The sequence below is a fragment of the Pseudomonas sp. TWRC1-2 genome, from assembly GCF_049896685.1.
Classification (GTDB): Bacteria; Pseudomonadota; Gammaproteobacteria; order Pseudomonadales; family Pseudomonadaceae; genus Aquipseudomonas.
In genome coordinates this window covers 81353-96963 of the sequence record NZ_JAFCUU010000008.1, presented here as the reverse complement: position 1 = coordinate 96963, position 15611 = coordinate 81353, and the positions used below count along the sequence as shown (strand labels likewise).

Sequence of the window (15611 nt, the reverse complement as noted above, 5' to 3'; positions counted from 1 at the left end):
AGAAGCCTATGACCCTGCTGTTGCGTGTGGACCACGCGCGCGACCTGCTCCGGCGGACACGGCAAAGCAGCCTGTAATCAGACTGCGATACGGGGCATGACCACAGCGACTAAAGCCCGTCGCCCTCACAACACAAGCAGCGCCTCATGCAATTGAATGCACGGTGTAGCGCCCTCGGCACGCCGGTTGTGCAACCACTCACGCGTCTTGGCAATATCGAAGATCTGGCCGTTGTCCATCAACGCCAGGATCAGTTCGTCTGCCACCCGATAACGCCCGCAGTCCGGGCAGTCGCGTTCTTCCCAGGGGCCGTCACAGGAAAACCGTTCGGCCACTCCCACACAAATGAGGCAATTCATCGCGATCACCCTTTTTATCATTGTAAGCGGTGCAGTCCAGGCTGCTCGCGACAGCCCGGACCCTCACGGGGTTTACTGGCTTTCCTGTGACTTGCCTTCCTGCATCTGCACCGAGGACTTGCTACCGCTGGTGTTGTCCTTGGTGGTGTTATTGGCGCTGTCAAAACAGCCGTGAAGCATCAACACACTGCACAGCCCCAAGCATCTATATAACGTCTTCATCATCGTTTACCTGTTAGTGAGGTGGGTGAAAGCGCAAGGCCTTGCCAGGCGTCAGACTGTTATCGGTCCACACATGATTTATCTGGCCGGAGCGCAGCCGCGCTCGTTCAACTATTAGGCTTAATAGCTGACGAGTGGTCAGGACGTTACGCGGGTTAAAAAAACTGAATCATTCATCCCACCCGCCCTCTTCCTATTTAAGGGTCTGGCAATTAAGGAAGCGGGTTTGAGTAATCTGGATTGGGTGCAGTGGCCAGCAATGCTGGTGACGGTTCTGGCGGCATGGCTGATCGGCTCTCAGCGCCCCTCGCGCAGAATGGCGGGGTTCGTGTGCTTTTGTTTAAGCAATGTTCTGTGGGTTGTCTGGGGCGCTTACGCTGACGCCTATGCGCTGATCGTGCTGCAGATCTGCCTGGGCTTGATGAACCTGCGCGGGTTTAAAAAGAACTTTCAGAATCAGTAAAGTGGGTCATTCAGAAGCCCGGTGGGTGCGCAGATTTTTCCGGAAACCGCGCGCGTTCATGCCCAGCAGCGTGCATTCGAGCACGATCAGCGCGTAGGCATTCGCGTGCCATCCCCAAGCCACCCATAAGGCGTTGCTGAGGATGAAGCCCCAGAACGCGAACATGCGCCGGCGAGGCCGTTGAGACCCGATGAACCAGGCCGAGATCACCGTCACGACCATCGCAGGCCATTGCACCCAGTCGATAAACACCCGAGGTCACCCGGCCCCGAGCGTGACGTTTGCACTCGCACTGGGCTCGCTGACCACGTGGCCCGTGCCAGGCATGAGCGAAGCCAGGTATTCGCCGAACCCGCCCCGACATTTGTAATCACGGCGCGCACTGGTGATCACCGGGTTGGTGGCCGTCCACGCGATCCGCGCACCGGTCCTTTCCAGGTCAGCCACCAGGCGCACGTCCTCGTGAGCAACCAAATGCTGAAACCCACCGGCGTTGCGATAGGCGTCTGCACTCAGGCCCAGGTTGGCGCCATGGATATGCCGATGGTTTTCGACAAACTGGTAGAGGGCGAGGTATCGAGAGCGTGCGACTTCGTCGTACTCGCTCCAGCTGTCCACTTCGACGGTGCCACACACCGCGTCGGCGCCGAACGCGAGCTGGCGCACCAGCCAATCCTGCGGCACGAGCGTATCGGCATCGGTGAAGGCCAGCCATTGGGCACCGGCCTCCAGCAGTTGCTCTGCGCCGACCGCCCTGGCCTGGCCAACGTTTCTAAAGCAGACGTCAAGCGTTGCCACGCCCAGTGCGTTTGCCCGCGCGCCGGTTTGGTCCGAGCAGTCGTCCAGCACCACGAGGACCTCGACGCGCTGGTTTTGCAATGCCGGATGTTCAATGGCAAGCAGCACCGAAGCCAGGCAATCACTGATGTGCCTTTGCTCGTTATGGGCAGGTATCACAATCCCTATCATTGACGTTCCCTCTACCTGGCGAAGTGTCTCCAGCTATCGACACCTCGCTTATCACGAAGGTTTAAAGTTTCTGGAACGTCCCTAGGCCGTGGCCGCTCAGATAGTTTATCGGCGCGCCACACTGGCGCTCAGCGGCTTTGCACTGTTATTGCGTGCAGGAGAACACGGCATGAAAAACGCGCATCCATCGGCAGGTACGGTCAAGACCTTGCTGCTCGAACGCAACGGCTGGGTGCCGAACAACCCGCGCTTGCCGGTGATCATTTACTCAAACGCCATCCCCGTAACAGGACGTGATCCGGCGGCGCTGTTTGAACAGACGTTTTCGGCAAACGGCTGGCCGCCACAATGGCGGGACGGGGTCTACGACTACCATCACTACCATTGCGAAGGGCATGAGGTATTGGGCGTCGCCCGTGGTGATGCTCGCCTGATGCTCGGCGGGCCCAATGGCCACGTGGTGTCGGTGAAGCCAGGCGACGTGTTGCTGCTTCCCGCCGGTACCGGTCATTGCAATCTCGGTTGCAGTGAAGACTTTCAGGTGGTTGGCGCCTACCCGCCCGGCCAGCACGCAGATATAGGCCGCGAGGCACCGAGCGACGCGCAGCTGCAGAGCATTGCCGGCCTGGCGTTTCCACAGCAAGACCCGGTTCAGGGCGACGCGGGCGCCGTGTGCACACATTGGTCTGACTTGCGCGCAACTATCGAATGAACAGCAGGGTCAAAAATCGACACTGTTGAATTCGCAGTCACCACAGAAGGTAGCCCGTTATGTCATACGATTATCAAGGTATTGCCAGCGTCATTACTGCATCACGTCACCTGGGAACCGGCTCAGACGAACACCTCAATGAGTCGGTGAACATCCAATTGACCAGCAGCGGCAAGCCGACGATTGCGCGCCTGAGCTTCGACAAGCCCCTGCAATGGCCCGGTCACCCCAACTTTGTCGCGGTCAACCTGCCGGACGGCACCTCGATTGGCGGCGTCATTATGGAAATCGAAAGAGCGAATGACGGCCCGGGTTGGGTGACCTTTACCGTGGACGACTGACACGTGCGAGTGTCGCCAGCACGGCCATCGAATTGTCAGACAACTTTTTTGAATCTTCTTTGACGCCAAATATCTGTACTTCATGAGCAACAGGAGGCCTCATGAAATCGAGCGATCTATTTACCATCGAGTATCAGCTTCACGGGGTGCCGAAGTCTTTCATCGTTCGCGCGCCGCAGATGGACAACGCCCAGGCCTGGCACTGGGCCAGCTGCGACGCCGGCGTCGCAGTGATACCCAAATTTGGCCAGAACACGCTCAAGCGCGTTTCCAAGCCGATGGCCGAGCAATATGGAATTACTCACGTGCGCTGGAACAGCGCAGCAGAGATTCAATGGATGGAGGAACTCACGCAATGACCCGTCAAACCCTTCAATACTCCACGAGACAGGCGTGGGATGACCAAATCGCGCACACCACCGAGATGTTTTTCGAAGCCGATCGACTCGAAGCGGCGGCCTACAACATCATCGAATCCTACAGCGGTGACACGGCGACCTGGGCACGCTTCAGCCAGGCCAAGCAGACCGCCGACAGACAACGCGCCGCCGCGCATCAAGAATGGATGCGAATACAGCGGGCGATGCGCAACTAGTCAGCCGCCAGCCCTGTCACGGCAGGGCTGGCTTGCTGGCCTCATGCACCCGACTCTGGATCCTTCGACGGTCCGCCGGGAGCAACCGCGCCTTGATTGACATCAGGCTCCCAGGGCCGGGCGACATTCGGGTCTTCTGATTTGTCATTTCGTTTCGCCGTCTCGGGGCGTACTTTCTGCCCGGTAGGGGCGCCTTCAGGTCGCTTCAACTGATCGCTCATGCAGCCTCCTCAATCGCTCACGTGCAGGACAACCTTGCCGTGCACATGCCCGTTGGCCAGAAAGTCCAACGCCTCTACTGCCGCCGCCAGCTCGAACTGCCTGGCGATATAGACCTGCACATTGCCGGCCTCGATCAACCCGGCAATTTCGGTCAACTCTTCACCGCGCGGCGCCGCCGTAAACCGCGTACCGGTCTTGCCCGCGGCCTGCGGATGATGGGCATCGGGCTGGGTCAAGGTCGACACCAGCCGCCCGCCCTCGCCCAGCACCTGCCATGAGCGCGCTTGCGTATCGCCGCCAATCAGGTCGATGACCAGGTCAAAGTCCTGGCAGATGTCTTCGAAACGCTCGGTCTTGTAGTCAATCGCACGGTCCACGCCCAGCTCACGCAAAAACGCCAGGCTGTCGGTGGATGCCGTGGCGTAAACCTGGGCGCCCTTGACCTTGGCAAATTGAACGGCGAAGTGCCCCACACCGCCGGTGCCACCGTGGATCAGGACCTTTTGCCCCTGCTCGATGTGGCCATACTCCACCAACGCCTGCCAGGCGGTATGGCCCGCCAGCGGCACACCGGCGGCGACCGGCCAATCAAGCGCGGCCGGAATGCGCGCCAGATGCGCGGCAGGCACGCGGGCATATTCGGCGTAGCCGCCATCGGCGCCGATCATTGCAAAGACCCGGTCGCCCGGTTTGAAATCACTGACACCCTGCCCGACTTTCTCGACCACACCGGCCACTTCGCGGCCCAGGGTCAACGGCAGTTTGTCTTGCTTGACCTCGGGGTATTGGCCCTGGCGAATCTTGTAGTCCACCGGGTTGATACCCACAAAAAAATTCTTCACGAGCACTTCGCCCGTTTTCGGTTCCGGCACTTCGACATCGCGTAGCTGCATGACCTCGGGGCCGCCGAACCGCTCAATCCTGATTGCTTTCATGCCACACACCTCATTGTCTTTTCAGAACACACAGGGGTGTGGAGGACTGTCGGCAACCCGGGGTTCAGTGGGTGTTGGGTTATGCAGACCAACGGTTCGGTCTGCCCTGCGAAAGCGCCTACGCGTTTTGCTCCGCATAGGCGCTTTGTGTGAGGGTTATTTACAGCCGATACGGCCCGGCAACTGGCCCTGCTTCGCCTTCAGCGCAGCCTGCACCGGCTGCGGCAAATTGCTCCAGAAGGTCAGCCCCGAACGCTCTTCGATTTGGTTCACGGTGACCTGGTAGTCGCAGAAGTTGGCGCCTTTGGGCGTCTCCTGGTTCATCACAAACGATGCGTACACACCGTTTTCGGGCGAGCTGCCGACAAAGATGATTTTCCAGTAGCCACTGGGAATGGTGTGCACCTTGTTTGTGCCCGGCAGCGTGCCGACAAAATGCTCATACAGCGGCCCGGTGCTGACATACACCTGGTCGACGCCCGCCTGCTTGCTGAGGTTGCGCTCCTGATCTTCAAGATGCGCCCAGGGCCCCTGGTTGAGGTCGGACTTCTGCGGGGTGATGTTGGACAAATAATTGAGCGTCTGCCAGTCAGGCACGCCCGCCATGGAGGCGAGGTTGGCCTGATGGCCACGGTCGACTTTGAGCGCGACATTCGCGCCGTTGTAATCCACCGGGTCGAGCGTTTCCCCGGCCGGAATGTCCGGATCCGTCTTCCAATCGCGCGGGCGTCCGCTCGCCGGGGTGTCCTTGGTGATTTTGTACGAGACCCAGTTGGCAAACTTGGTCGAGCCGTTGTTGTTCAGCGTGTAGGCCTGACGGTTCAACGTCAGAGGGCTGCCGCCGGCCGGACAGCCCACCGCGCAGTTGTCGAACTGCAACGCCTGCTGTGGCTGAGGCTGGGCAATGACTGCCGATTCGCGGTTTCTATCCGGTGTGGTACAGGCGGCAACGAGCGGGATCAACAGAAACGCGAGGTGCTTGAACTTCATACTTCCTTGCATGGTGTAGCTCCTTGGGTGAATCAATGACAGAGGTCAATGGAAAGCCGACCGTTGCGATTCCATCGCGGGTCGACATAAACATTAAACCACTTTAAACATTTCAATATGAGGAAGGCTTTCAGGTCGTCTGAAAAAACGGGTTCGACATTGCCTTGCTAGGCGTTGACGTCATTCAACGGCCAAGCAAAAAACGAGGAGGCCATCGAGGCGATGGGCTCAGGGGCGGATAGCGATGCAGGCGGGAATTTCCGGCTGGTCATCCTGTTATCGACTGCCGTGGATGGGTTGATGGCGTTCATTAAACGGACGCTGCAACGCAGGCCGTTTTTTGCAGGGAGCCCTGCGTAATGGGATGGCAACTCGGGATTGGCGCGCGGCCTTTTGAGCCGCCGCCTTTATCGAAGACAAACCCGCGTGAAGAAGCTAGGGCATAAAGCCCTAGCAGGTATCACTTTTTCTTTTTCGGCGACTTCTCTGACTTCTCGGATTTTTCTGACTTCTTCGCCTTTTCTGGCTTGCTATCCGCTTTTTTTACAGACTTCTTCGGTTCGGCCTCTTTTTTCTTGTCTTTCTTCTCGGAAGACTTTGAAAGAGCCGATGCTGCTGCGGATTTTTTTGCGGGTGAGGACTTTTTGTCTTTCAATTCCTTGCTGGCTTTCGAAGCGTCACCTTTGCTTTTCTTCTCGTCTTTAGCCACGTTGCCCACCTCTCGGAGTATGCCGATATTGGCAAATCGCCTGTGCAATTCGTCACAAGCTAATCGTTAGGTAAGCGTGTTCAGCGGCGGTTCAAATTTTTGCTATGTCGAAATCGGCTGACCGATTGGGTGTCGTCTTTGCAGATCCAGGTTTTCCGCAATCTTGTATCGGGACCGTACGGCACAACGGCGAGCAATCCCTTCTGGTTGGCAGCCGGTGTGGTGTGAACACACACCCGTCGCCGACGAAATAATGAACGCGTGGCGGCCTCACGTTTCAGAACGGTATGCGCCAAGCTTCGATTGACGGGAGATAGGCAATGAGGGTCGCGTTACAGCGGGCCCGCTGATGATGAGCGAATTGAAAAAACAATGACCGCTTAATCTCAAACCGCCAACGAACTACCCGTCACGAACACTACAGCTATCAACCTGGAGACACGCCATGCGACCTCAAACATCTTTTATATTCGACCTCGATGGCACGCTCACCGACAGCGTTTACCAAAACGTGGCGGCGTGGAAAGAGGCTCTTGATTCCGAGGGCATCCCGCTGGCTATGTGGCGTATTCATCGCAAGATCGGCATGAGCGGAGGGCTCATGTTAAAGACCCTGTCGCGTGAAACGGGTGTAACCATTACTGCAGCGCAAGGCGCGACGTTAAGTAAGAAACATGCCGCTGCCTACGAGGCCCTCAAAGGCCAGATAACGGCACTTCCAGGTTCAGTCGAGTTATTAAAAACACTGACTGAAGAAAATAAACAGTGGTGCATCGCCACCAGCGGCGGTTTGTCTACTGCCAAGATCAATTTAGAAGCGCTTGGCTTGGATATTAACGAGATCAATATAATCACCCGCGACGATGTTAAATACGGCAAGCCGGATCCAGATCTTTTCCTTGCCGCAGCGCGCAAGCTCAACGTGCCGATTGAGGATTGTGTGGTAGTGGGAGATGCCATATGGGACATGCTTGCGGCAAGGCGCTGCAAAGCGACAGGCGTCGGCTTGCTTTCCGGTGGCTACGATATCAGCGAGCTTGAAAGAGCCGGAGCGCTGAGGGTGTACGAGGACCCGCAAGATCTTTTGCAGCATTTAGAGGAAGTCGCCTCCAGGCCGTGATTTCCCACGACCCATCCAGGTTTTTAACAGCCGTATGACGCTGCCCGATGGATATCCAAAGCGCTGTAATCGAATGGTGTGCCGAAAAGCTATTCAAGCAGCACGGCAGGCACACAATGAAATCGACTGAAGGGACTCTCCAATGAGCGCAATCTGCAAACCCTATGGGATCAACACGCTGTGCGCGGCGGTGCTGGCTCCATTGCTCGCCGCCTGTGCGGGCAACAACTCGCCCTCTAACGTCGTCGCGCCGGGGGATACCAAATCGCCCACTACGCAGTCTCTGGATGCAGGCGCTGCACTGCTTCAATCACGCCCGCCGATAGACGCATTGAATGCGTACCTGGATGGCTTCCATTTTTATAACGGCCACATGGATGCCCAGATGGAGGCCCACCATTACTGCGCCATCCTCAACGAGGAAGTCATCCAGTGTGTGATCTACGATGGCAATCGCAAGGACGCCAAACTGATGGGTGTCGAGTACATCATCAGCGAACAATTGTTTGCCGGTCTGCCCAAAGCCGAGCAAGCGTTTTGGCACAGTCATGTTCACGAAGTGAAATCAGGTCAGCTCATAGCGCCCGGCATCCCTGAAGTAGCCGAGCATGCATTGATGGAAAAGCTCGTCCATACCTATGGCAAGACGTGGCATACCTGGCATACCGATCTCAATAAAGACCTGCCCCTGGGCGTGCCTCAGCTCATGATGGGTTTCACAGCAGATGGGCAGGCAGACCCTCAGATGGTTGCAGATCGGGATCGTCGATTCGGCGTCGATAGCGCGCAAAAGAAGAACGCGCGAGTGGACATACCGGCCCCGGCCGTTGCGCCAGGCGCGGATGCGTGGCGTCAGGGCAAGGTTTTCCAGATCGTTGATCCGACGAACACGCCGCATCAGCACTGACGTCATCGCGCATTAAACGCTAATAAGAAAAAGGCGCTCCGAAGAGCGCCTTAAAGGGAATTATTGCAGGCTTACTTGACGCTGGTCTGGCTTGCCGGCGGTACCGATCTGGATGCGTTTTGGCTTGGCTTCTTCGGGAATCACTCGAAGCAGCTCGATTGCCAACAGACCATGGGTGAGCGATGCACCCTGCACCTCGATATGATCAGCCAGCCGGAAGGACAAGCGGAACGCCCGCTGCGCAATCCCTTGGTGAAGGTAAGTCACCTTCTCGTCGTTTTCACGTTTTCCACCAGAAACGTTCAATACGCCATTTTCAACCTGAATGTCTATGTCCTCCTCAGTAAGGCCCGCCACTGCAATCACGATGCGGTATTGATCATCACCGTGTTTCTCGACGTTATGAGGTGGATAGGTGTTACCGGCCTCGCTACGAAGCGCCGATTCAAACAGGTCGTTGAAGCGATCAAAACCCACAGACTGACGAAACAGAGGGGCCAAAGAGAGAGTAGTAGCCATAGCAAAATCTCCTGAGTTTTCTCCAAGTGATTTAAGACGCGACCCGTTTGCGGCATCGCGTAAAACCGAAAATAGGTACTGCCAAAACATTTTCAAGGGCATCTCGAAAAAAATTTTCCAACTCAAAATCCTGGGTGAAAACCTTGCGCACAGCGTGCCGCGCAGGCGCAGGTCTGAAGCGATTTTCTCTCGCCAGAACGCGCCTGCAGCGAGCGAATGCGTCAGCTGCTTGAGGGCGGCGCTTGCTACTCAGAGAGGTCGCGGTGTCGCAAAAGCCAGCAAAGCAGACCCAGTACCAGCGTCGCGAAACCTAGCGCCGCGATGGTCGAAGCCGGAGTGACGGCCGAATCGAGGATGACAAATTTTCGGCTCAGGGCCAGCAACGCAATCATCAGTACCGTTCTGACCTGCACGACGCTGTTTCGCCTGAGGGCGGGTCGCACTATCGAATGCTTGAATTCCAAGGCAATCAATACCGTGAAAATGGAGCCGAATAACGCTTGGAATGCGTTGTGATCCAGCGGATCAATGGCTCCCCCTATCAGAAGGGGCACTACATTCCTGCAGAGTTGCAACACGGCGATAACGATCACCAGCGCTATGATAAGGCTCAGCGTCAGCACCACCAGTTGCTCGAAGCGTTCATAGGCGCTCATCAACGCCCACTGGATTTTAAAGTTTTTGAATGTCGAGTTATTCTCACGATTTTCTGGATGAAGCTTAGACACGACCTCTCTCCTCTTGTCTTGGAGGACTTATGTAAGACGCTCGAAGTAAGTTCATGAAAAGATAGCTATTGTCTTGAGTTTCGGGACTCTTGAGATGCGCACCGTTTCACGGGTTGATCAGGTAGGGGCATACGAATTTAATATCAAGGACGTCTCTTGAAAAAATCAGATCTTCCAGTCAAAACCTGTGCTACCTGTGGGCTTCCTTTCACATGGCGGAAGAAATGGGCCCGTTGCTGGGACGAAGTACGCTATTGCTCGGAGCGCTGCAGACGCGGCAAATCACTCAAATCCTGAATAAAAAAAAGGGCTCTTTAAGCCCTTTTTGTGTTCAAGCGAAGTTTACTTGGTCAGCCAGGACTCAACCGTGTCAGCGCCGTGCTTGCTTTTCCACTCTTTCAAGCCTTTGTGATTACCACCTTTGGTTTCAATGGTTTCTCCAGTGTGCGGGTTTTTATAAACCTTTACCTGACGAGCTTTGCGGGTGCCCGCTTTTGGCGCCGGTGCAGTAGCGCGGCCCTTGGATTGTGGATCGAGCAGGTTGATCACGTCTTTGAGGCTATAGCCATACTTTGCGAGCAAATCGCGAAGCTTGGTTTCAAATTCAATTTCTTTCTTTAGACCGGCGTCGCCTTTAAGCGCTTCGAGCGCTTGAAGTTGCTCAGCCAGGTGTTTTTCGAGTTGACGAAATTCTGCGAGTTTAGACATGGGAAACCTCTTCTAGATGTGTTGTTACGTTACACCAAAAAAGACATGTGCATGAACTGGTAAACCTGTCGACACGCGTCCGGGGTCATGAATTGAATCCCATAGAAAGAGTAAGTTCAGCTACTGGGAGAATAGAAATCCCGTGCCTGGACTGTATCTACCGGCAGTAAACAGTCCAAAGCTGATCGACACGGGTCGTGAAACGTTGGCTCAATCATCTCTCCTCGCATGCCCCAATCCGGATCGATAGGCACGCCGGCCAAGCGCATCGTCCCCCTGCTCCACCGGCCGTTGATTGCATCCAGAACGCCCATGACCTTCTGCGTAGTGACCATAATGCAAACGCCAAATACTGACTATTGGTGAGTGTCCGCCTCTTCAGCCGGATAAAACTCGCCCTCCTTCCCCATCTTTTTCAACCGTTCGCGCACGATCAACTCAACGCTGGCCACTGCCGCCTGATCGTCAGGGTTGACCAACTGCAAGCACAGGCGTTGGACATTCTGGTCGTGCGTGCCCTCGCTCATCATTTCGTGAGTGAAGACTTGTTCACCACGCCACAGGCACAGCTGGGTATGCGTCTCGCCCAGCCATATCTCGTTGATTGATCCAAGGTCGGCCGTCGCCAGTTGATCCACGGTGATTGTCTTATCCATAGCGCTGTACCTTACCGATGAGTAGATACAGGTAGACTTGCAGGCGTAGTGGGTCGTTCCCGGCGTCGGCCGTTCAACCGCACCAGTGGTGGTCAACCACGCGCCAAACGAAAAAACACGCCGAAGCGTTTATTGCGTAAATCCAGGCATTGCCTCCCGTGCAATTATTGCCCCCGGGTACTGAATGACTCGCCCGGCCAGTCGATGACCTTCGGCAGCCGCTTGCTGCGGTATGCCTCCTTGCAGCCGACAGGCCAGGTAAGCGGCACTGAACGCATCACCGGCGGCGGTAGAATCAATCACCCTGGCAACCCTGGTCGCAGCGACTTCGTGCAACGCCCCCTGGTACTGAAGCAGGCAGCTCTGCGCACCGCGCTTGATCACCACCTCATTCACCCCCATTTGCCGGTAGCGTTTGAAGATCGACTCGACGTCGGCCTCCTCGAACAGGGCCTGCTCATCGTCAAGGGTCAACAAGGCCAGATCCAGATGAGGCAGCAGGCGTTGATAGGTCTCTGTCGCCTGCTGACGGTCGCGCCACAGGCGGGGCCGGTAGTTATTGTCGAATACCAGTTTGGCGCCGCGCGCACGCGCCGCGATCAATCGCGGCAACACGCGATCAAGTCCCGCTTCACCGAGCACGGCCAGTGTGATGCCGCTCAGATAGAACACGCGATAGTCGTCCAGCGCCGTCAATACCTGCGCAGCCAAAGCCTGGGTAAAACACTCGCGGACGGCGGCTTCGTTGCGCCAATACAAAAAACGCCTTTCGCCCTGGGCGTCAGTCTGGATGCAATACAACCCCGGCAGGCGTCCCGGCAGACGCTGCACCAGCGACAGGTCCAGCCCCTCACTGGCCCAGGCGGCGCACATGGCATCGCTGAAACTGTCATCGCCCAGCGCCGTGACATAAGACACCTGCCATTTGGCAGCGGCCAGGCGACGCAAATAAACGGCCGTGTTCAAAGTATCGCCGCCAAAGCTCTGGTTTAGCTGGCCGTCAGAGCGTTGTTGCAGTTCGATCATGCATTCGCCGATCAGGGCAATACGCAGAGTCGCTTGGGGCGGCGCAATGAAAGTCATGACGTTCAATTATCCGATGCGGTTCATAAACAGCCCCTCGCAGGGGAAGGGCCGAGGCGTAAAACGGTGTTCAAGCGAAGATCAGTTGCACCTTCGCCGCTTTGCTTTTGTCGCCGGCCAGCTCCAATGCCTCAACCACCTGATGCTGATTGAACTCAGCGGACAGCAGCGGCAGCGGATCGATACGGCCGCTCTCCAGCCAGCGCACCGATGTGGTGAATTCGTCGATAAAACGGAACGAGCCGACCAATTTGATTTCTTTGACCAGCAGCAGGCCCAGCGGCATCTCGACCGTGTTGTGGCCCATGCCCAATTGCACCACCGTGCCTTTGGGGCGCGTGAACGCTGCCGTGGAGGCGATGGCTGCCGGTGAACCGGAGGCTTCGAAGCAGACATCGAAGTACCCACCCTCCTCGGCCCATGACGCGGTGCGTGCGGTGTCGGTCGGGTCCACGGCGAGCGTCGCGCCCATTTGCAGGGCCAGTTCGCGGCAGCGCTCGCTCATGTCGGTGGCAACCACTTCGGCGGCACCCGCCTTGAGCGCGGCCGCCATCACCAGGCACCCGATCGGGCCGGAGCCGGTGACCAGGACCTTTTTGCCCACCAGGTCACCGGCCTGATGCACCGCGTGAATGGCGACAGCCAACGGCTCGGCGAACACCATCACGCTGTCTTTGGAGCTGTCGGCGTACGGCACGCATTGCTGCTCAGTCACGGCGACGTAGTCGGAAAAACCACCGTTCACATGGGGGTTGAATTGCGCGCTGCCCATGAACTTCATGCTGCGACAGACATTCTGTTTGCCCTCCAGGCACAGTGCGCAGCGGTTGCACGGCTGCGACGGGTTGACTGCGATCCGCTGCCCCACCTTCAGTGTGCTGCCCGTGGGCACGGCGGCAATCACCCCGATGAACTCGTGCCCCAGCACCAGCGGGTTCTTGAGGATCGACATGCCCGCCTTGGCATGCTGGTAATAATGAATATCGGAGCCGCAGATCCCACCGCGACTGACCTTGACAAGGACCTGCTCCTCGTCGGAGTACGCCAGGGGCAGCGATGTATGGCGTACGTCCTTGATCCCGTAGGCGACACAGGCGCGGTTTTCGATTGTTTGAATAGCCATTGCGATTTACCTCATGCCTGGGAAGGTTTGCCCAGCGGGCGGTCGGATTCAGGTGCGGATTTGGATTGCTTGTTTGGCAGCTCGACGACTTCGATCTTGCCCACCAGAAAGGTGTAAGCGAGCAGCCCCATCAATGCCACGGCGGCGATGTAAAACATGGCGTACTGAAAGCTGTGGGTGCGCTCCAGAATCACCCCGATAACAATCGGGCTGATGATCCCCGACAAATTACCGAAGATATTCAAAAAACCACCCAGCGTGCCGATCAGGTGCCGTGGAATGACGTCACTGCACACCACCCAGCCAAGATTGGAGAAGGCATTGGCGAAGAACGCCACGGACAGAATCGCGATGGCAATCACCGGCTGGTCTTCGAAAAAATTCACCAGGCAAATGCTGGTCGTCACCGCCAGCCCGCACATCACCGGAATCTTGCGCGCCTTGGTGCGCGAATGACCGCGCTTGAGCAGCATATCGCTGAGTACGCCGCCACACAGCACGCCGCACATGGCCATCAGATACGGGAACATCGCGCCAATCCCGGCGGTGGCAATCGACAGGCCCAGGCCTTTTTCCAGATAAACGATGAACCAGGTGAGGAAGAAATACAGGGTCGACGACGCGGCGAACTGAGCGATAAACAACCCCCACACCGTCCGCTGACGCAGCACGTGGCGTACGTCCGGCCAGTTGACCCTGGTGCTGTTGCCTCGCTGGTTGGCCGAACCATAACCACCACCGTCGCGGATCATGTCCAGTTCTGCCTGATTAGCTTTGGTGCTGTGCTGGGGATCGCGATAGGCGATCAGCCAATAGATGCCGAAGACGATGCCCACTGCCCCAGAGAGGTAGAAGGACGCTTCCCAGCCCCAGGTGGCGACGATGTAAGACAGCACCGGCGTCAGCACCGCCAGGCCAATGTACTGCGCGCTCGAATAGACCGCAGTGGCTCGCGCCCGCTCATGGTCGGGGAACCAGTTGGCGATGATCTTGGTGTTGGAAGGAAACGATGGGGCTTCAGCGACGCCGATCAGCGCGCGGCAGACCAGCAGCATCACAAACGACGCCGACGCGGTGGCGAACATATGATGGGAAGCGAAGCCCATGACAAATGTGAACACACTCCACAGGATAATCGCGCTGCCGTACAAGCGTCGTGGCCCCACGCGGTCGAGTACGTAGCCGACAGGCACCTGGCTCATGGCGTAGAACCAGGTGAACATCGAAAACAGCAGGCCCAACTGGGTCGGCGACAAGGCGAACTGGCCTTGAATCGCCGAGCCGGCCACCGACAGGTTGGCGCGGTCCATATAGTTGATTGCCGTGACCACAAACAGCATGGCCAAGACCGAAAGTCTTGCGCGTGTGGGTTTCATCGCTCTACCTATTTATTTGTATTTATCAGGTAAGTGCTTGCGCCCGCGGGCATGGCGAACAGGCAATGCCCGCCTTATCGAACGGACCCGGTCAGAGCGTGGCCAGCCAGCCTCCATCGACATAAATAATCTGGCCGCTCACATAGTTGGAGGCCTGGGATGAGAGGTAGACCGCCGTGCCGATCAACTCATCGGGGCGCCCCCAGCGTTGGGTCGGGTTGCTGCTTTTAACCCAATGATCGAAGTCCGGATTGTCCACCAGGGCCGCATTCATTTCGGTCAGGATGTAACCCGGCCCGATGGCGTTGCACTGGATATTGAACTGCGCCCATTCAGCGGCCATGGCCTTGGTCAGCATCTTGATGCCACCCTTGGCAGCCGTATAAGGCGCGACCGTGGCGCGGGCCGCTTCGCTGGTCAGGGAGCCGATGTTGATGATCTTGCCGCCACGCCCAGCGGCCACCAGACGCTTGGCCACCGCCCGGCCAACGATGAAGGCACTGGTCAAGTTGACGTCCAGCACTCGCTGCCAATCGGCCAGCGCCAACTCGAGCATCGGCTGACGGTGCTGGATACCTGCGTTGTTGATCACGATATCGACCAGCACGCCCTGGCTGTCGAGTTCGCGGAACATCGCCTCCACCGCCGCTTCATCCGCGACATTGAACAGATGACCCGTGGAGCGATGCCCCTTGGCAGCGAGCTGGCCGACGGCGTCTTCCAGACGCGCCGCGTCGGTGCCATTGAGGATCACCGTGGCACCCGCCTCTGCAAGCCCAAGTGCGTAGGAGAAACCCAGGCCGCGAGTGGAACCGGTTATCAGTGCGGTGCGTCCGCTCAAATCGAAAAGTGATGACATGATTTCCTCGGTATT

The 15611-nt window shown here is 57.4% G+C and carries 24 protein-coding genes and 1 pseudogene; 8 read left to right on the top strand and 17 right to left on the bottom strand.

Annotation, left to right across the window (positions count from 1 at the left end):
* Nucleotides 1-125 precede the first annotated feature (125 nt).
* Nucleotides 126-359, bottom strand: coding sequence for a hypothetical protein (locus tag ACP7B3_RS22290; protein ID WP_426180821.1), 234 nt, complete (start codon nt 357-359; stop codon nt 126-128).
* 72 nt (nt 360-431) lie between these two features.
* Complete coding sequence (locus ACP7B3_RS22285) at nt 432-581, bottom strand: hypothetical protein (RefSeq protein WP_177410134.1); 150 nt, start codon at nt 579-581, stop codon at nt 432-434.
* Nucleotides 582-807: 226 nt separating this feature from the next.
* Here ACP7B3_RS22285 and ACP7B3_RS22280 point away from each other — a divergent pair, with 226 nt between their 5' ends.
* On the top strand, nt 808-1044 hold the full coding sequence (locus ACP7B3_RS22280; RefSeq protein WP_262206176.1) for a hypothetical protein: 237 nt from the start codon (nt 808-810) through the stop codon (nt 1042-1044).
* Between the two features lie 6 nt (nt 1045-1050).
* Here the strand turns inward: ACP7B3_RS22280 and ACP7B3_RS22275 are convergent, their stop codons facing one another.
* Together ACP7B3_RS22275 and ACP7B3_RS22270 are read right to left on the bottom strand one after the other, a co-directional pair.
* Entirely contained in the window at nt 1051-1266 is a 216-nt protein-coding gene (locus tag ACP7B3_RS22275; RefSeq protein ID WP_106580020.1) for a hypothetical protein, read from the bottom strand.
* 36 nt (nt 1267-1302) lie between these two features.
* Nucleotides 1303-2013: a glycosyltransferase gene (locus tag ACP7B3_RS22270; protein ID WP_426180819.1), complete on the bottom strand. Its 711-nt coding sequence runs from the start codon at nt 2011-2013 to the stop codon at nt 1303-1305.
* Between the two features lie 169 nt (nt 2014-2182).
* On the opposite strand from ACP7B3_RS22270, the gene ACP7B3_RS22265 reads away from it, so the two are divergent.
* The 4 genes from ACP7B3_RS22265 (at nt 2183) to ACP7B3_RS22250 (ending at nt 3661) form a co-directional block, all read left to right on the top strand.
* The gene (locus tag ACP7B3_RS22265; protein ID WP_426180817.1) at nt 2183-2725 is read left to right on the top strand and encodes a cupin; all 543 of its coding nucleotides are present in this window, start codon (nt 2183-2185) and stop codon (nt 2723-2725) included.
* A gap of 59 nt (nt 2726-2784) precedes the next feature.
* Complete coding sequence (locus ACP7B3_RS22260) at nt 2785-3066, top strand: hypothetical protein (RefSeq protein ID WP_145163558.1); 282 nt, start codon at nt 2785-2787, stop codon at nt 3064-3066.
* Nucleotides 3067-3167: 101 nt separating this feature from the next.
* A complete protein-coding gene (locus tag ACP7B3_RS22255; RefSeq protein ID WP_426180815.1) occupies nt 3168-3425 on the top strand; it encodes a DUF6555 family protein in 258 nt (85 codons plus the stop codon).
* Nucleotides 3422-3661 (top strand): hypothetical protein, encoded by a 240-nt coding sequence (locus tag ACP7B3_RS22250; protein WP_145163554.1) that lies wholly within the window; start codon nt 3422-3424, stop codon nt 3659-3661. Before ACP7B3_RS22255 ends, ACP7B3_RS22250 begins: the two co-directional genes overlap by 4 nt.
* Before the next feature lie 41 nt (nt 3662-3702).
* Here ACP7B3_RS22250 and ACP7B3_RS22245 read toward each other — a convergent pair whose 3' ends face one another.
* The 4 genes from ACP7B3_RS22245 to ACP7B3_RS22230 all read right to left on the bottom strand — a co-directional run bounded on the left by ACP7B3_RS22245 (nt 3703) and on the right by ACP7B3_RS22230 (nt 6526).
* Nucleotides 3703-3882, bottom strand: coding sequence for a hypothetical protein (locus tag ACP7B3_RS22245; RefSeq protein WP_404487675.1), 180 nt, complete (start codon nt 3880-3882; stop codon nt 3703-3705).
* A 9-nt stretch (nt 3883-3891) separates the two neighbouring features.
* On the bottom strand, nt 3892-4818 hold the full coding sequence (locus tag ACP7B3_RS22240; RefSeq protein ID WP_426180812.1) for an NADP-dependent oxidoreductase: 927 nt from the start codon (nt 4816-4818) through the stop codon (nt 3892-3894).
* 156 nt (nt 4819-4974) lie between these two features.
* Nucleotides 4975-5820: a DNA/RNA non-specific endonuclease gene (locus ACP7B3_RS22235; RefSeq protein ID WP_404487673.1), complete on the bottom strand. Its 846-nt coding sequence runs from the start codon at nt 5818-5820 to the stop codon at nt 4975-4977.
* A gap of 448 nt (nt 5821-6268) precedes the next feature.
* Nucleotides 6269-6526, bottom strand: coding sequence for a hypothetical protein (locus tag ACP7B3_RS22230; protein WP_426180810.1), 258 nt, complete (start codon nt 6524-6526; stop codon nt 6269-6271).
* 436 nt (nt 6527-6962) lie between these two features.
* Between ACP7B3_RS22230 and ACP7B3_RS22225 the strand changes: the two genes are divergently transcribed.
* Together ACP7B3_RS22225 and ACP7B3_RS22220 are read left to right on the top strand one after the other, a co-directional pair.
* Nucleotides 6963-7637, top strand: a complete 675-nt coding sequence (locus ACP7B3_RS22225) for an HAD family hydrolase (protein ID WP_145163545.1) — start codon at nt 6963-6965, stop codon at nt 7635-7637.
* Between the two features lie 142 nt (nt 7638-7779).
* The gene (locus tag ACP7B3_RS22220) at nt 7780-8544 is read left to right on the top strand and encodes an OBAP family protein (protein ID WP_426180808.1); all 765 of its coding nucleotides are present in this window, start codon (nt 7780-7782) and stop codon (nt 8542-8544) included.
* A 60-nt stretch (nt 8545-8604) separates the two neighbouring features.
* On the opposite strand, the gene ACP7B3_RS22215 is transcribed toward ACP7B3_RS22220, so the two are convergent.
* Both ACP7B3_RS22215 and ACP7B3_RS22210 read right to left on the bottom strand, forming a co-directional pair.
* Complete coding sequence (locus tag ACP7B3_RS22215; protein WP_145163542.1) at nt 8605-9063, bottom strand: Hsp20 family protein; 459 nt, start codon at nt 9061-9063, stop codon at nt 8605-8607.
* 245 nt (nt 9064-9308) lie between these two features.
* Nucleotides 9309-9719 (bottom strand): phosphate-starvation-inducible PsiE family protein, encoded by a 411-nt coding sequence (locus ACP7B3_RS22210; protein WP_124528285.1) that lies wholly within the window; start codon nt 9717-9719, stop codon nt 9309-9311.
* 228 nt (nt 9720-9947) lie between these two features.
* Between ACP7B3_RS22210 and ACP7B3_RS22205 the strand changes: the two genes are divergently transcribed.
* Entirely contained in the window at nt 9948-10088 is a 141-nt protein-coding gene (locus ACP7B3_RS22205) for a DUF2256 domain-containing protein (RefSeq protein ID WP_426180806.1), read from the top strand.
* A 45-nt stretch (nt 10089-10133) separates the two neighbouring features.
* Here ACP7B3_RS22205 and ACP7B3_RS22200 read toward each other — a convergent pair whose 3' ends face one another.
* The 7 genes and pseudogenes from ACP7B3_RS22200 to ACP7B3_RS22170 all read right to left on the bottom strand — a co-directional run bounded on the left by ACP7B3_RS22200 (nt 10134) and on the right by ACP7B3_RS22170 (nt 15596).
* Nucleotides 10134-10499 carry a histone-like nucleoid-structuring protein, MvaT/MvaU family gene (locus ACP7B3_RS22200; protein WP_145163538.1) on the bottom strand — a complete coding sequence of 122 codons (366 nt, stop codon included), beginning with the start codon at nt 10497-10499 and terminating at the stop codon, nt 10134-10136.
* A gap of 157 nt (nt 10500-10656) precedes the next feature.
* Nucleotides 10657-10822: pseudogene (locus ACP7B3_RS22195) on the bottom strand (DUF4113 domain-containing protein); the annotation flags it as partial.
* Between the two features lie 33 nt (nt 10823-10855).
* Nucleotides 10856-11155, bottom strand: coding sequence for a hypothetical protein (locus ACP7B3_RS22190; protein WP_262206187.1), 300 nt, complete (start codon nt 11153-11155; stop codon nt 10856-10858).
* 129 nt (nt 11156-11284) lie between these two features.
* The gene (locus tag ACP7B3_RS22185) at nt 11285-12238 is read right to left on the bottom strand and encodes a sugar kinase (protein WP_426180804.1); all 954 of its coding nucleotides are present in this window, start codon (nt 12236-12238) and stop codon (nt 11285-11287) included.
* A 70-nt stretch (nt 12239-12308) separates the two neighbouring features.
* The gene (gene idnD / locus ACP7B3_RS22180) at nt 12309-13361 is read right to left on the bottom strand and encodes an L-idonate 5-dehydrogenase (RefSeq protein WP_426180802.1); all 1053 of its coding nucleotides are present in this window, start codon (nt 13359-13361) and stop codon (nt 12309-12311) included.
* 11 nt (nt 13362-13372) lie between these two features.
* Nucleotides 13373-14737, bottom strand: a complete 1365-nt coding sequence (locus ACP7B3_RS22175; protein ID WP_426180800.1) for an MFS transporter — start codon at nt 14735-14737, stop codon at nt 13373-13375.
* A gap of 91 nt (nt 14738-14828) precedes the next feature.
* Nucleotides 14829-15596 (bottom strand): SDR family oxidoreductase, encoded by a 768-nt coding sequence (locus tag ACP7B3_RS22170; protein ID WP_426180798.1) that lies wholly within the window; start codon nt 15594-15596, stop codon nt 14829-14831.
* Between the last annotated feature and the right edge of the window lie 15 nt (nt 15597-15611).